Below are 15,529 nucleotides of genomic sequence, written 5' to 3' on the forward strand. Positions count from 1 at the left end.
ACCTGCTAATGTCAAAGCAGCGCATCGAAAAAGGCCCCGTCAGGGGCCTGTGCATGTTTACGCTGGCCTGATGCGTTGCGCGAAATCAGAACCGGTATTGCAGACCGGCGGTAACGGTATAGTTTTTGTTGGAAATGCCCGCCGCATCACCGCCAATTGACCCGGATTCGCCCGTGTTTGTATCAATAATCTGCGTGCCGCCTTTGCCCTCTTTGTAACGGCTATACGCGAACTCGGCAAAAACTTTGGCGTGTGGCGTGACGTAATATCCTGCATCCACTGACGCACCATAATAGCGAGAGTCTGAGGTTTTCTCGCGGAAGGTCAGGTCGCGCATATAGTGCTCGTCGTTATCATGAGCGCGCACCCAGTCGCTGAATTTAAACAGGCCATTAAATTCGAAATTATTAATACGATACTGCCCCACAAGCCCAATATAAGGCATTGAGAAGCGCTGGCTATAACCAATGCCGCGTTCACCCGCCGGGAAATTCCCCGTGTTGGTACCGTTATCATAATTATAAGAGCCACCGGTCGCCGTCCAGCTAAAACGGGTTTCCTGATAACCAGCAGTCACGCCCGCTTTATAGCTTTCGCCCTGCAATATCCAGCCTTTTACATTGAGATCGTATTCATTGGCATAATTGACGTTAGTTGCCGGATGCGTCGAATGATCTGTCCAGCTGGATTGTCTTTCGTTCATCCAGTCATAGTCATCCATATGACCCGACCCGGATGCCAGCGAGGTCCAGCCGCGTGCGTTCAGGGTCAGGAAAGGGTATGCATCCCAGGAAATATCGCCTTTCAGGATGGCGACGTTTTTAATTTTCCAGTCCAGCTGGCTGATTTTTCTGCCTGTGACGTCGTCATACACCATTTCATGGGATTTCCCGCTGAGCATCCCGCCCGAGGCTGAAACGGTGACGCTGTCAGGTGAGAAATTCGGCGTAAATTGCGTTTCCCCTGCGTATACTGTGCCTGAAAAGGCGGCCATCATCGTCAGTAAAAGCGTATTTCTTGTCATTTTTATTTCCCTAATTAAAATTTAATAAATACCTTGCAATTAAATTTTAAAAGCCACACAAATAACAATCAACTGCCAGTTTTAGTCATTATTCGCATTTGCGCTGTATATTCCTTTCACAAGAAACGTCCCTGAACGAGATAATATTGCCGTCCGGCCTCCGACAATTAGCGTGAATATCTTTAGCAGGATATTAATCAAAGTACGGTTTTAAAATGACTTCCGTCCAGTGCATAAAAGCTCTGACACGCTGCGATAAATTGCGCCGATGGGCGACCACAAAAGCGGCATTAAGCGGTTCAGGAGGCAAATGGGGAAGCACTTCAACCAGCGCGCCGCGCTGGATATGGGGCGCCAGCGCGGAATACCCGCCCTGAATTAAGCCCAGACCCGCCAGCCCGGCTTCATGATAGGCCGGTACGCTGTTGACCCGCGCGGCGCCGGGTAACATGACGGACCGGTAGCCATCACCGTCCGGGTACTGCCAGCCATCAGGCCGGGCACCAAAATTTCGCATGTAATGCACCATTCGGTGTCCCTGACGAAGCAGGTCGTCGATCGTCTCGGGCACCCCGACGCGCTCCAGGTAGCGTGGGCTGGCGGCGTTAATCATCCGTAACTGACCCAGCGGTCGGGCAATGAGGGTCTCATCAACAATGGGCCCAAAACGAATGACGCAGTCAAAGCCTTCCTGAACCAGATCGACTCGCCGGTCTGTGCTTGAAAGTTCTATTTCAAGTTCAGGATGCGCGTCCAGCAGTTGTGGCAGGGCGGGAATCACTACGCTTTGGGCCAACACTGCTGGCATATCGACGCGTAAACGTCCCCGCAGTGACATGCCGCCAGGCGCGAACATGGACTGCAGATCTTCAGCATCTGATAACAAATCCCGGGCGCGCGAATAAAAAGCCCGACCGTCTTCGGTCAGCTGTACCGCGCGGGTAGTCCGGTGCAACAACGTCGTCCCGAGGTCATGCTCAAGCTCACGTACGACCGTTGAAACGCGGCCTTTCTTAATGCCCAGGCTCTCTGCCGCCTGAGTAAAGCTCTGCATTTCTGCGACGCGCGCAAAAATAGTCAGTGCATGCAGGTTTTTCATTGTTCACCTTCCGGGTAACAGTGCGTTATTTTTTGGGTGATTTATTCCCTTATTGATGACTAATAGAGTGTCTTCATACCGCGTAACGCTGTCAAACAGGTTGATGCGCTTTACACCACCGGCAACAGTCCTCAGGAAGGATAAAGAAGATGAATAAAGGTTATTTAATCGCCCACGTGACCGTCACAGATCCTGCTGCCTATGCAGAATATGCGAACGCTGCCGGGGAAGCGCTGCAGGGGTTCAACCCCCGGGTCATCGTCTGGTCCGGGGAATATGAAAATCTCGAAGGGGAGGCGCATGAACGCCATGTCGTTTTAGAGTTTGATTCGTATGCTGAGGCCAAACGTTTTTATAACAGTCCCGGGTACGTGGCCGCCAGAAAGCTGCGCGCGGGGGCGGCAAGCGGGACATTTGTTGTGGTTGAAGGGGCTTAATCCTGCGCCAGCGGCAGGAAGGCGTCAGCAAATATGTCCGGCTCATACCCGGCTGAGGTAAAGAGATGATGACGTGATTCATCAATGGCCTCGCGAAGGCGGGTGATGTCGACCCCCAGCACGTTGCCGTCTTGCTTCACGATTCGTCCGGCAATCATGACGGTATGGATGTTGCTGCGCTCTGCCGCATGGACCACCGTGCCAAATGCATTGCCGGACGGATAGAGGTTGAGATCGCCGGCGCTAATAAGCACCAGGTCGGCCTGTTTACCCGGCGTCAGGCTGCCGATGCTCTCCTGTAACCCTGCACAGGCCGCACCATCGACGGTGGCTGCTTTCAGGAGCTGTTGGGTATGAAGCGTATTTACGGTGTGCGCTGAACCACAGCAGTGCTGCTGATGCATGCCCATGACGCGCTGGAGGTAAAAAGCCACGCGCATTTCCATAAACATGTCGCCGCTGTACGACGTTTCATTGTCAACGCTGAGGCCGGGGCTGATGCCGTGGCGCAGCGCGGACTGAAGGGCAAACATGCCGTCTTCAATCCCATAGTGCGCATCGGAACGGGGGCAGACGTTCACGCGTACGCCCGCATCCCGCAGGATTTTCCATCCGTCGTCCGGCAGTGCGGTGCAGTGATTAAAAATATTGTCCGGTCCCAGAAGCCCCTGCTGATGCAGCGCCTCAAGCTGCGACGCCATTTCACCCCCAAAGAATTCGGTCACGATTGGCAACCCCAGCCTGCGGGCCTCCAGCCATCTCTCCGGTTCCAGCTGGACCATGACTGCCAGCGAAACAAGACTTTCAGGGTTATTCTGGAAATACTTTTCTTGCAGGCGCTGCCAGTTACCGGGCCAGTGCGCGCGGTCCCATTCTCCGGACACCGGTGCACCGGAAGCGTGTACGGCGCGGATCCCCGCATCCAGCAGGGCCTCAACGGCCGCGTCCGAATGCGCAGCGGTGCGGCTGTTATGGGAATTATCAATCACCGTGGTGATACCGGCATCAATACACCCCAGGGCGGTGAGCAGGTTGCCGATATAAATATCGGCAGGGCGATAATACCTGGCGAATGAGAAGTGCGTGGCGTTGCAGTAATCTTCAAGCGTTTTGGCGTCGGGGTTAATGCGGCGCAGTTGTCCCTCCCAGGCATGGCGATGGGTATCCACCAGTCCCGGCATGGCAATCATATGTGTGGCATCTATTATGCGGGCGCCTTCTGCTGCCAGATTTTCACCAATGGCGACGATCTTTGCGCCTTCGATAAGGATATCGCCGCGTTCAAAATTACCCACCCTGTCATCCATGCTGAGCAGGGTTGCGCCCTTAATCAACGTGGCGGGTGGAGTTATGCTTTGATTGTTAATCATATTTCTCAGGTAATCGCTCATCTTCTTGTCCTTTGTCTCTTCATGGGTGAGAAATTACGCCACCCGATTACGGCGAAAAAGATGCTTAACGTGTTTTCATTATTCATAATCTACGAAGAATAATGTGAGCGACGGTCGGGGGAGAAAAAATGGATCGTATTCAGGCAATGCAGATCTTCATGCGGGTAGCGCAGGCTGGAAGCTTTGTCCGCGCAGCCGAAACGCTTTCTCTGCCTTCGTCAACGGTCACCAGCAGCATAAAAAATCTGGAGAATTACCTCCAGGTGCGCCTGCTTAACAGAACGACAAGGCGGGTGAGCCTCACCGCTGAAGGTGTGCAGTATCTGGCGCAATGCCAGGAAATACTGGCGTTAATCGAGCATGCGGAAACGAGCCTGACGGCGTCAGTCCGGCGCCCGCAGGGACGCTTGCGGGTGGATATGCCGGGCGGGATCGCGGATTTCATCGTGATGCCTCACCTGAAAGATTTTTACCGGCTTTATCCGGATATCTACCTGATGCTGGGCGTCAACGATCGGCAGGTTGATCTGGTGCAGGAGGGGGTGGACTGTGTGATCCGAACGGGGGATCTGAATAACTCGACTCTTGTTGCCCGTCCTCTGGGCCGGTTTCGCTGGGTGACCTGTGCCTCACCGGACTATCTCAGGAAGTTCGGTACTCCCCGCTCGCCAGACGACTTATCACAGCATCGGGCGATACACTATTTTTCCGATCAGACCCGACGGGCGGATGCGTTACGCTTTGTCCGCGGGACAGAGACGGTCTCCATCCCTGTCCGCGGCGAAGCGGCCGTAAATGCCACCGGGCTTTATATCAACATGTGCCTTGAGGGTTTCGGGCTGGCGCAGCTGGCTGAGAGTATTGTCTCAGCGCATCTGCGGGAGGGAAGGCTGGTTGAGGTTCTGGCTGACTGGCAACCGCCTTCGGTGCCCGTCACGTTGCTTTATCCCCATCAGCGTTTTCTCTCTCCCGCAGTGCGTGCCTTTGCAGACTGGATTGCCGGGCTTATCCCGGACGCCAGCCCGGCACCGTCAGGCGGCGGGCTTGATCCGAAACCAGATCGCATACATCGCAGGCAGGAAGACGAGGGTAATAATGGTTCCCCCTAGCGTTCCGCCAATCAGCGTGTAGGCCAGCGTTCCCCAGAACACGGAGTGTGTCAGGGGAATGAACGCCAGCACGGCGGCCATGGCCGTCAGTAAGACCGGCCTCGCGCGCTGTACGGTCGCCTCAACCACGGCATGGAACGGATCGAGACCGTCCTTCTGGTTGTGATCGATTTGACCAATGAGAATCAGCGTGTTTCGCATCAGGATCCCCGAAAGCGCGATCAGGCCGACGAGGGCATTGATGCCAAACGGCTGATTGAAAAGCAGCAGTGTAGGAACCACACCAATAAGCCCCAGCGGTGCGGTCAGGAATACCATGACCATGGCCGAGAGTGAACGCACCTGCAGAATGATTATCAGCAGCGTCAGGGCAATCATGATGGGGAACAGCGGGGCCATGGCCTGGGTGGCTTTGCCGGATTCCTCAATCGATCCCGCCATTTCGATGCGATAGCCAGGTGGAAGCGAATCAATAATGGGTTGCAGCTGTTTCATGATGGCGGTTGACACATCCGGGGGCTGAAGGTTTTCGGCAATGTCTCCCCGCACGGTAATCGTGGGCGTACGATCGCGACGGCGCAACAGCGGATCTTCCATTCGGATCTCAATCTCCCCGATTTGTGACAGCGGAACGCGTTGCCCGGCGTTACCCACCAGGGTAAAGCCCTCTATCTTCGCCGGATCAAGGCGGATATCACCCGCGGCGCGGCCCGTAACCTGTACCGAGCGAATATCTTCCCGCACGGAGGTGATGGGAACGCCCGACAGCAGGAACTGAAGTTGCTGGGCAACGGCGTTCGACGTTAAACCGGTAGCCTGCAGGCGGTTCTGATCGAGGGTGAAATGCAGGGTCGGTACGCGTGAACCCCAGTCGGTATTGACGGTTCTCATCATCGGACTGGCCTGCAGCACACCTTTAACGTTATCTGCAATATCACGCAGTTTATCGACATCCGGTCCCATTACTCGCCAGGCGACCGGGAAGGGAGAATAAGGCCCGAACACCAGCTGCGTGACCCGCACGCGTGCCTCCGGAGCCAGCCCGCGGGCTACCGCTTCGCGAAGGCGGAACTTAAGCGCCTCGCGTGACTTCTCGCTGTCCGTCATGACGACAACCTTCGCGAAAGAGGGATCGGGCAACTCAGGGGCCATCGCCAGATAAAAGCGCGGCGAACCTTGGCCAATGTAGGCGGTGACGATGCTGGCTTCAGGCTGTTTGCGCAGCCACGCTTCGATTTTCGCGGTGGCGGCGCTGGTTTGCTCAATCGATGTGCCATACGGCATCTGCACTTCCACCAGCACCTCGGGGCGGTCGGACGTCGGGAAAAACTGTTTTTTAACCAGCCCCATCCCCAGTACTGCGAGGGTGAAGATGGCCACGACGGACGCGGCGACGATCCATTTTCGGGCGATCACGCGGCTCAGCGTATGACGAAAACGGTTATAGCGCGGGGTGTCATAGATGGCGGCATGACCGCCTTCGACTTTTGCGATGTCCGGCAGGATTTTGACGCCCAGATAAGGGGTGAACACCACCGCCACAAACCACGAAGCTATCAGGGCGAGGCCGACTACCCAGAACATATTGCTGGTGTACTCCCCGGCGGTTGACTGCGCAAAACCATTCGGCATAAACCCGATGGCTGTCACCAGGGTTCCGGCCAGCATTGGCGCGGCGGTATGGCTCCAGGCGTAGGCGGAGGCTTTGATTCTGTCGTAGCCTTCCTCCATTTTTACCACCATCATTTCGATGGCGATAATGGCATCATCAACCAGTAAGCCGAGGGCGAGAATAAGGGAGCCCAGGGTAACGCGGTCGAAGTTTATACCGGAGGCTTCCATCACGACAAAAACGACCGCCAGCGTCAGCGGCACTGCCGCCGCGACAACGATGCCCACGCGCCACCCCATACTGACAAAACATACCACCATCACCACCAGCAGGGCGACGAAGAACTTGATCATGAACTCATCGACCGACGAGCGGATATTCACCGACTGATCGGTGACTTTCGTTAAGGTCATCCCCAGAGGCATATTCGCATTGATGTTTGCCGTTTCAGCATCCAGCGCTTTACCCAGCGCCAGGCCGTTCCAGCCTTCACGCATGACAATACCGAGCAGGAGGGTGGGTTCTTGCTGGTTACGGATCTGCAGGGTCGGTGGATCTTCATACCCCCGTTCAACCGTTGCCACGTCGGACAGCCGGAGCGTTTTGCCCTGCGCGATCAGGGGCGTATCGCGGATCTTCTGCAATTTATCGAAAGCGCCGTCGAGGCGGATAAAGATTTGCGCCCCGCGCGTTTCAATCGAGCCCGCCGCGGTTAATGCGTTCTGGCTGTTGAGCGTAGTGAAAATATCCTGCGGGGAGAGCCCCAGTGTTGCCAGACGGTCATGCGAGAAGGAGATGTAAATCCGCTCGGCCTGTTCCCCGATGATGTTCACTTTCTTTACACCTGGAACGTGCAAAAGCTGCTGGCGCAGGGCTTCGGCGTCACGCACTAACAGACGCTGTGGTTCGCCTTTCGCTTTCAGTGCAAAAAGGGCAAAGGTGACATCGGAAAACTCGTCATTGATCATCGGCCCCATGACGCCCGCCGGAAGGTTTTTGGTTTCATCCCCCAGTTTCTTTCGCGCCTGGTAAAACTCTTCCTGAACCTGAGAAGGCGGGGTTTTGTCCTGCAATGACAACGTGATAAACGCCATACCGGGGCGAGTATACGTTTCCGTGCGGTCATACCATTTGAGTTCCTGCAGACGTTTTTCCAGCGGCTCGGCGACCTGATCCTGAATTTCCTGTGCGGTTGCCCCGGGCCAGACGGTGATAACCGTCATTTGCTTAACCGTGAAGGGGGGATCTTCCGCGCGGCCAAGGCCAAAAAACGAGAAAATACCGGCAAGGGTAACCAGAATAATCAAGAACAGCGTGACCGAGCGCTCGCGTACCGCAAGCGCTGACAGGTTGAAACGACCTCCACTCATGGTGTCATCCCCGCCTGAGTGGCATCGCGCTGTTCCGCCAGCCGGACCGCTTCGCCTTCGTGCAGAAGATGGACGCCTAACGCAACAATCTTTTCTCCGGGCTGCACGCCGCCGGTTACTCTGGCGATATCATCCCCTACGCTAAGCACCCTGACAGGCTGCCAGACGACTTTTGTCGGCTGAGCGGAAATACGCCAGACGCCAGGCCCTTTCCCCGCATCGTAGAGAGACGCCAGAGGAACCTGCATTACCCGGCTGTCGCCTTTGCCGTGTTCGATGCTCAGCGTCACGGTCGCCCCCAGCGGCGCGTTCGCCAGCGCGCCATCCAGCACGTATCGGGCCTCAAAGGTACGGGTGGTCGCATCGGCTGAATCAGACAGCAGGCGCAGCTTCGCGCTAACGGGCTGCTTTTCGTTACCGTAGAGCGTTGCCAGGGCTGTACTTCCCACGGCAGGGCGCAGGGTTTCCGGCAACTGGACCAGCGCCTCGCGCTGCCCCGCGCGGGCCAGACGGATCACTGCCTGCCCGGCGCTGACCACCTGTCCAGGCTCGGCAAGCGTCTCCATCACCACGCCGTCTGAATCGGCAAGTAGCACGGCATAACCGGTGGCGTTTTGCGCCACGCCTGCCTGTGCCCGGGCAGCGCTGAGCTCCGCTCTGGCGCTGTCGGCTGCGGCTTTAATCTGGTCGTACTCTGACGCCGACACTGCACCGGATGCCACAAGGCCGCGATAACGCGCCTCATCGCTGGACGCTTTACGTGCGCGCGCCTGGGCAGCATCCACCGCTCGCTGCTGGGCCTGCGCCTGTAATTTCAGATCAACAGGATCCAGACGCATTAAAGGCTGGCCCTGCTTAACGGTCTGACCCGTATCGACAAGACGTTCGAGAATTTTGCCCTGCACCCTGAAGCCTAAATCACTTTGCGTTCTTGCCACCACCACGCCGGTAAAGGCGCGTGACGTCTCGTTCGCAGGGATCACGGACGCAGACCTGACAAGCGGTGGCTGTGTGCGCGGATCGTCACTGGCGTGGTTATCGCCGCATGCCACCAGGGCAAACGGCAGGAGGCATACGGCGAGGCGGGCTGAATGAAGCCTGAGCATGGGAACCCTTATTACATTAACAGGACGGTATCCGCATTCTCATTCTAGTGACCAATAAAGTCAATGGTCACTAATCAGGGGGCGAGGCTTCTCAAAATCAGAGAGGAGAGGACAACCGCCGCGGTCGGGGCGGCTTCGAGGTTGTACTGCAGCTGAACAGGGTTAATGAAAGGGCACATGACCATATAGATGGCCAGTGTAGCTTCGTCCAGAGGGGTTTTTCTCTCGAACTCACCGGCTTTTCTGCCCTCGACAACAATGCTCTCAATCAGCTTCAGCAGACGTTCGGAATACCTTTCGGTTGAAGGCCACTTGTCCCGCGCGGCAACGGCGGCGATGTCGTAGAGTTTACGCTCATGGAAAAACAGTTCACTTCCCGCCTCGGTGAGCGCCCTGAACAGACGACGCAGCTTTTCGCTTGCGGATGGCGCATCAGCGATGGCTGCATTGACCGCCGCCATGATCATATCAAGACGGTTCGCGCAGATGACCTCGCCGATTGCCTGCTTGGAATCAAAAAATTTATAGATATAGGCTTTTGAAAAACCGATGGCTTTGGCAAGTTCAGCGACGGTGGTTTTTTCATAGCCGTAATGGCCGAAGTGCTCATACGCAGCTTCGACGATTTGCTCTCGGACCGTGTGATCGAGTGGACCACGTGTGGATGGGGTGTTCATGTCTTTAGTCATTATTTCAGCTTAGCGTGACAGGCTCCGATTGACAACGTGTGACCATTTGGTAATTAGGTCACATGGTTGAGTGGGCAGATGGCACATGCACAGTCGTCTGTGGAACCCGAGGGATAATACTCGTTAGCCCTGAGCCGTAAAGACTGCATCATCAACCAGGTCGGCTAAGTGTATCACTGTTTTTCGCGGGATATTGTCAGTCTTTGCGAGAGGTTGCGCGCGTTTCAGTGCAATTGCGCGGCACTGAAACGTCACGCTTTGGCCCGAACGGGATTATGCGTCTGAGCGCGTCCCCTGACCGGCGGGCTTAGGTCGTAATACTTTTTCAGCAATGATCGCCAGACGTCGGCGGGTGACAAACCGGTGTAACTGGCCCAGCAGCCAGTTGCCGCAGCCGGGGATCAGCGTATTGCGTTGCGTATCCACGGCCCGTAACGCCTGCGCGACCACGTTCTGCGCTGGCATTCTTTTGCCCACTGACGCTTCCTCGGCGTTCACCACCTCAAAAAAGGCGGTATCCGTTGCGCCGGGGCAAAGCGCCAGCACGCGGATGCCGTGAGCGCGGTATTCTCCCCACAGCGCGTTCGAAAAGGAGAGTAAAAATGCCTTTGTTGCCCCATAAATTGCCATATACGGATCCGGTTGCATGGCAGCGGTTGAGGCCACGTTAATCATCACGCCTGAACCTTTACGCAGCATCGCGGGCAGCAGGGCGTGCGCGAGCGCCACGGGAGCGACGCAGTTGACGTTGATCTCTTCACGCTGGCGCGCCAGAGATAGCTTTTCAAATCGCCCGTAGGTGGCAAACCCCGCGCTATTAATCAAAATATCGGGATAAAGCCGTAACGCTTCCAGCCGTTCCACAATGTGGGTAATGGCCTCAGGCAGCGTTAAGTCCTGCACGATAACGGTGAGTGATACGCTGTGCGTTTTCTGAAGCTCAGCCGCAAGCGCCTGCAGCGTTGCCTCGGAGCGGGCAACCAGGATCAACCCCACGCCACGGGCCGCGAGCTGGCGGGCGAACTCCCGTCCGATGCCCGAGGATGCACCGGTAACCAGTGCTGTTTTTCCTGTATAATCAAAAGAATTCATAACATAAATCCCGTTTTCCCTGTCTGTGCGGCACAGGATAAACCGTGTACTCAGGTACACGGTCAAGCGTGATTTTTACAAGGTGAGAACGACGCGATGAGGATCGGCGAGCTGTGTGCCAGAACTGGGTTATCGAAAGAGACGGTGCGTTATTATGAAAGGGCGGGCTTGCTGGAAAAAATTCCGCAGCCAAACGGCAGTAATAACTACAAAGTCTACTCGGCTGTGGATTTACAACGGCTGAAGCTGATCGGGCATGCCAAAATGCTGGGGTTTACCCTGGCTGAAATCGCCGATGTTCTGGCGGTCTGGGTTGATGACCGCTTTACCGCGGAGGAAAAACAGGCCGCTTTGCGGCGCAAACTGGCGCAACTGGCGGAGAAAGAAGCGGCGCTGAATGAACTTCGGACCCGCTTGACCGATGCCCTTCATAAAGTCGGTCAGCCGTGTGTTGATGTATTTTAACCGGCCGACGGGGGCCGTTTAACGCAACCGGCGGCTTCACGACGTCATCAGCTCACCGCGTTCAGTCTTTTTAAGCCAGTCGATAAAAAACTGGCTAAATGCGGTGACCTGAAGCGGCTGGAGTTTCCGTTGCGGGTAGACAAACTGTAGCCCGACATCTTTGCGATCAAACCGGCTAAAGCCGGTGAAGCTCCCGGCAAGCAACACTTTCAGCCTACCTTTCTCGACATCGTCCTTCACGTCCCACCACGATTTGCCCGCAATGCCAGCCCCGTCGAGGGCCCACTGACGAAGCAGCGCCCCGTCATCACAGACCATGGCAGGCTCTACGCGAACGACGCGCTCTTTCCCCTCAACCTCAAACCGCCATTCATTCATCACCACCCCTTGCGACTCCAGCGCCAGACAGCGGTGGTCCGTCAGCGCGTCACAGGAGGCAGGGATACCCTGGTCGTTAAGATACGCTGCTGACGCGACCAGCACCCGGTGATTGGGACGGATATTTCTGACCACCAGGCTGCTGTCTGGCAGGTTGCCGAAGCGAATGCTCATATCCAGCCGGTTAGCGACCAGATCCTCTACGTGTTCTCTTAAGTAAATGAAAAATTTGATTTCCGGATGCAGGCGGGAAAATGCCATGACGGCGGGGCTGAGATACTGCCTGCCAAAGTCAGAGGGGGCGGAAAGACGAATGTTGCCGCTGAGCACGCCCTCTTTTTGTGCCAGTAACGACTCGGCATGATGCATCTCTTCCAGCACGCGCAGTGCCGCATGGTAAAACTCTTCGCCCGCCCGGGTGAGGGATATAGCCCGCGTGGAACGGTGAAACAGGCGCGTCTGGTAGCGTTCTTCAATCGCCTTGAGGCGGGCGGTCATGGTGGCCGGGGAAAGTGACAGGCGGCGGCCAGCGGCGGAAAGCCCGCCAGCCTCGGCCACTTCAACCAGCAGCGCCATATCTTCGAGTTTACCCATTATTCATATTTACCGAAAAGTGCATCTGATTTTAGTGTAATTATCAAAATCAGATGCCGCCTGTAAAGTGATTTCATCGTAACCACAAGGGACGTCCAGATGAACCAGACCTCACTTTTTGAACGCTACAGGTTAGAGGATCTCAACCTGAAAAATCGCATCGTCATGGCACCCATGACCCGTGCCCGCGCTCATCAGCCGGGAAATATTCCCTCGACGCTGATGGCTGAATATTACCGACAGCGGGCCAGTGCGGGCTTAATCATCACCGAAGCCACGCAGATTTCGCCTCAGGGCCAGGGCTATTCATGGACTCCGGGGATCCATACGCCAGAGCAGGTTGCGGGATGGCAACTCACTACCGGTGCGGTCCATCAGGCGGGAGGGGTGATTTTTTCCCAGCTCTGGCACGTGGGGCGGATGTCTCATGCCCGTTTTCACGAAGACGGACTGCCCGTCGCGCCCTCCGCGCTGGCACCCGATGCGAAAGTATGGGTGGTGAATGAACATGGCGAAGGTCAAATGGTTGACTGCCCGACGCCACGCGTGCTGTCGCGAAAAGAGATCGTGCGCGTCGTCGATCAGTACCGACAGGCGGCGCTTAATGCCGTTCAGGCCGGGTTTGATGGCGTGGAGGTGCACGGCGGAAACGGCTATCTGATTGATCAGTTCCTGAGATCCACGTCAAACATCCGTACGGATGAGTATGGCGGCAGTCTCGTGAACCGGATCCGCTTCGCGCAGGAGGTGCTCGATGCCATTGCAGAGGCCATTGGCGCTGAGCGCACCGGTATCCGGCTTTCGCCGTTTATTACACAGCGGGGAATGAACGATCCGCAGGTCATCGAAGCCATTCTCGCCCTCGCGGCCTGGTGCCAGCAACGAGGCATTGCGTTTATTCACCTGGCGGAAGCCGACTGGGATGATGCGCCACAGGTTCCGGAGAGTTTCCGCAAAAAACTGCGCGAAACATTCCGTGGCACCCTGATCGTGGCAGGAAATTATACCCCCGAAAAGGCGGAAAAAATCCTCGCAGCAGGGTATGCCGATTTGATTGCGTTTGGACGCCCGTTTATTGCCAACCCCGATTTACCACAGCGGCTGGCGCATCACTGGCCGCTGAATGACGTCAGCGATCCCGCCACGCTCTTTGGTGGTACAGCGGTGGGGTATACCGATTACCCCACCTACAACCTGTGTGAGGAAAAATGATGACCCGTAAAACGTTAATTATTGGCGGCGCGTCCGGTATTGGTTTTGCTGTAGCCCGTGCCCTGGCAGCACGCGGCGACGCCATTATTCTCGCGGGACGCAATAAAGAGAAACTGAACGCTGCCCGCGCGCGGCTGAGTCCATCTCCCGCCTCTGTTGAGACCCTCGTCCTCGATATTAGCAATGAAGCAGAGGTGATCGCGTTAAGCGAAACGCTGGGTGAGGTCGACAATATTATTGTCACGGCCGGCTCTCAGGCACCGGGAGGGCCGCTTTCCAGCCTCGACTCTGGCGCGGCGAAACTGGCTTTTGATACCAAATTTTGGGGCAGCATGCATGTCGCCAGGTATTTGAGCGGGAATATTTCGCTCCGCGGTACGCTGACGCTGACCAGCGGATTTGTCGCGCGCCGCGTGGTAGCCGGTGCCATAGTCAAAACCACCATGAACGCCGCCATCGAGGCGGCAACAAAAGTGCTGGCAAAAGAACTTTCACCGCGTCGCGTAAACGTCATCAGCCCGGGTCTGACCGATACCGAAGCCCACGCCGGGATGGATGCGGCTGCGCGGGAAAAAATGCTGACTGTTGCAGCACAAACGTTGCCCGCTAAAGCGTGGGGACGAGCGGAAGATGTTGCTCAGGGCTATCTCTTTGCCATCGATAATGCCTTTGTTACGGGCTCGGTGATTGATATTGAGGGCGGGGCATTACTTAACTGACCCCGTGTTGATCCGAATTGATTCCGGCAGTGAACATGCTGGCGGAAAACGTAATCTCAGGTTGTAAGCGTTTATGCAATATTCAACATATGCACGTCCAGCTGTGCTGGCGTTAATTCTGGCTGGCGTATCCGGTGTGGCTTATTCGGCCCAGAGCGACCGGGTGAAACCGAATCTTCTTATCGTGGATAACACGCTGTCGCAAACGCAATTAACGGCGAGCGAACATGCGGCCGTTACGTATGCCACGTTCTGGGATACCGGCAAAGAGTCTCTGGCGCGGGAAGCGCTGGCGGTTAATTTTGTGGATAAAACCCCACCGGAAGGCCGTAAACAGGGGCCGGAGGGCGCCATTATGGCCTCAAGGGTATTTCGTACCGCGGTGCCGGATTTACGCTGCGAGGTGGAACAAATGATCGTTACGGGTAATCGTGTCGTCTCCCATTTGCATTTCCACGGCCATTTCAGCGGGACATTTGGCAAAATAAAAGGGCAGGGTCAGAACGTTGATTTTATCGCGACGGATATCTATGAGATCGGCAACGGTAAAATAGTTTCCAACTGGCATATTGAAGATAACCTGACGCTGATGAAACAGTTGGGTGTGATTTAAATAATAGTCTGCCTCTTTTTCATGGTGTAAAAGATAAGCCCGCCCGGGTAACCGAAAGGTTACCCGGAGCGTATGACCCCCCGTAATGGCGAAGCATGATCCTGACGAAACCTACAGCCCCAGGTCGCTCAGTGAAGGGTGGTCATCAGGACGTCTGCCCAGCGGCCAGTGAAACAGGCGCTCAGACGCTTTTATCGGCATATCGTTGATGCAGGCGAAGCGGCGCTTCATCAGACCATCCGGCTCGAATTCCCAGTTTTCATTACCGTAAGAGCGATACCAGCTGCCAGAATCATCATGCCATTCATAGGCATAGCGCACGGCGATACGGTTTTCCGTAAATGCCCACAGCTCTTTGATCAGACGATAATCCAGCTCTTTTTTCCATTTGCGCTCCAGGAATGCCTGTGCTTCCTGACGGTTAGTGGCAAACTCCGCGCGGTTTCGCCACTGGGTATCCAGCGAATAGGCAAGTGCGATTTTGGCCGGGTCGCGACTGTTCCAGCCATCTTCTGCCAGTCTGACTTTTTCGATGGCACTTTCACGCGTAAAAGGCGGTAAAGGGGGGCGTGTGTTCATTTCGGCTACCTCTGGTTGGTATTAGGTAGACAGGTCTGTC

15 protein-coding genes are annotated in these 15,529 nt (G+C 56.0%); 6 read left to right on the top strand and 9 right to left on the bottom strand.

Annotated elements, in window-relative coordinates; translation table 11 throughout:
• Nucleotides 1-85: 85 nt before the first annotated feature.
• Both JTA15_RS05930 and JTA15_RS05935 read right to left on the bottom strand, forming a co-directional pair.
• A complete protein-coding gene (locus JTA15_RS05930; RefSeq protein WP_014169937.1) occupies nt 86-1,024 on the bottom strand; it encodes an omptin family outer membrane protease in 939 nt (312 codons plus the stop codon).
• A gap of 193 nt (nt 1,025-1,217) precedes the next feature.
• Complete coding sequence (locus JTA15_RS05935) at nt 1,218-2,123, bottom strand: LysR family transcriptional regulator (protein ID WP_014169938.1); 906 nt, start codon at nt 2,121-2,123, stop codon at nt 1,218-1,220.
• Between the two features lie 149 nt (nt 2,124-2,272).
• Here JTA15_RS05935 and JTA15_RS05940 point away from each other — a divergent pair, with 149 nt between their 5' ends.
• Nucleotides 2,273-2,560: a DUF1330 domain-containing protein gene (locus tag JTA15_RS05940; RefSeq protein WP_219372968.1), complete on the top strand. Its 288-nt coding sequence runs from the start codon at nt 2,273-2,275 to the stop codon at nt 2,558-2,560.
• On the opposite strand, the gene JTA15_RS05945 is transcribed toward JTA15_RS05940, so the two are convergent.
• Nucleotides 2,557-3,951, bottom strand: a complete 1,395-nt coding sequence (locus tag JTA15_RS05945) for an amidohydrolase family protein (protein ID WP_219372969.1) — start codon at nt 3,949-3,951, stop codon at nt 2,557-2,559. The genes JTA15_RS05940 and JTA15_RS05945 overlap by 4 nt on opposite strands.
• Before the next feature lie 128 nt (nt 3,952-4,079).
• Between JTA15_RS05945 and JTA15_RS05950 the strand changes: the two genes are divergently transcribed.
• Nucleotides 4,080-5,060, top strand: coding sequence for a LysR family transcriptional regulator (locus tag JTA15_RS05950; RefSeq protein WP_181240567.1), 981 nt, complete (start codon nt 4,080-4,082; stop codon nt 5,058-5,060).
• Here the strand turns inward: JTA15_RS05950 and JTA15_RS05955 are convergent.
• The 4 genes from JTA15_RS05955 to JTA15_RS05970 form a co-directional block, all read right to left on the bottom strand.
• Nucleotides 4,983-8,042 (bottom strand): efflux RND transporter permease subunit, encoded by a 3,060-nt coding sequence (locus tag JTA15_RS05955; protein ID WP_106504079.1) that lies wholly within the window; start codon nt 8,040-8,042, stop codon nt 4,983-4,985. The genes JTA15_RS05950 and JTA15_RS05955 overlap by 78 nt on opposite strands.
• A complete protein-coding gene (locus tag JTA15_RS05960) occupies nt 8,039-9,148 on the bottom strand; it encodes an efflux RND transporter periplasmic adaptor subunit (protein WP_025204274.1) in 1,110 nt (369 codons plus the stop codon). The genes JTA15_RS05955 and JTA15_RS05960 overlap by 4 nt, the downstream gene beginning before the upstream one ends.
• Before the next feature lie 74 nt (nt 9,149-9,222).
• The gene (locus JTA15_RS05965) at nt 9,223-9,837 is read right to left on the bottom strand and encodes a TetR/AcrR family transcriptional regulator (RefSeq protein ID WP_014169944.1); all 615 of its coding nucleotides are present in this window, start codon (nt 9,835-9,837) and stop codon (nt 9,223-9,225) included.
• 273 nt (nt 9,838-10,110) lie between these two features.
• Nucleotides 10,111-10,929, bottom strand: a complete 819-nt coding sequence (locus tag JTA15_RS05970) for an SDR family oxidoreductase (RefSeq protein WP_041162588.1) — start codon at nt 10,927-10,929, stop codon at nt 10,111-10,113.
• Nucleotides 10,930-11,025: 96 nt separating this feature from the next.
• On the opposite strand from JTA15_RS05970, the gene JTA15_RS05975 reads away from it, so the two are divergent.
• Nucleotides 11,026-11,394 carry a MerR family transcriptional regulator gene (locus JTA15_RS05975; RefSeq protein ID WP_020884230.1) on the top strand — a complete coding sequence of 123 codons (369 nt, stop codon included), beginning with the start codon at nt 11,026-11,028 and terminating at the stop codon, nt 11,392-11,394.
• A gap of 36 nt (nt 11,395-11,430) precedes the next feature.
• Here the strand turns inward: JTA15_RS05975 and JTA15_RS05980 are convergent, their stop codons facing one another.
• Entirely contained in the window at nt 11,431-12,366 is a 936-nt protein-coding gene (locus JTA15_RS05980; RefSeq protein ID WP_014169947.1) for a LysR family transcriptional regulator, read from the bottom strand.
• Between the two features lie 99 nt (nt 12,367-12,465).
• Between JTA15_RS05980 and JTA15_RS05985 the strand changes: the two genes are divergently transcribed.
• The 3 genes from JTA15_RS05985 to JTA15_RS05995 all read left to right on the top strand — a co-directional run bounded on the left by JTA15_RS05985 (nt 12,466) and on the right by JTA15_RS05995 (nt 14,910).
• Nucleotides 12,466-13,578, top strand: coding sequence for an alkene reductase (locus JTA15_RS05985; protein ID WP_086463402.1), 1,113 nt, complete (start codon nt 12,466-12,468; stop codon nt 13,576-13,578).
• Entirely contained in the window at nt 13,575-14,297 is a 723-nt protein-coding gene (locus JTA15_RS05990; protein WP_014169949.1) for an SDR family oxidoreductase, read from the top strand. Before JTA15_RS05985 ends, JTA15_RS05990 begins: the two co-directional genes overlap by 4 nt.
• A 73-nt stretch (nt 14,298-14,370) precedes the next feature.
• Nucleotides 14,371-14,910 carry an ester cyclase gene (locus JTA15_RS05995; RefSeq protein ID WP_044868496.1) on the top strand — a complete coding sequence of 180 codons (540 nt, stop codon included), beginning with the start codon at nt 14,371-14,373 and terminating at the stop codon, nt 14,908-14,910.
• Between the two features lie 111 nt (nt 14,911-15,021).
• Here the strand turns inward: JTA15_RS05995 and JTA15_RS06000 are convergent, their stop codons facing one another.
• Nucleotides 15,022-15,489 carry a DUF1348 family protein gene (locus JTA15_RS06000; RefSeq protein ID WP_219372970.1) on the bottom strand — a complete coding sequence of 156 codons (468 nt, stop codon included), beginning with the start codon at nt 15,487-15,489 and terminating at the stop codon, nt 15,022-15,024.
• Nucleotides 15,490-15,529 lie beyond the last annotated feature (40 nt).

It is taken from the genome of Enterobacter sp. BIDMC 29, from assembly GCF_019378755.1.
GTDB classification, from domain to species: domain Bacteria; phylum Pseudomonadota; class Gammaproteobacteria; order Enterobacterales; family Enterobacteriaceae; genus Enterobacter; species Enterobacter ludwigii.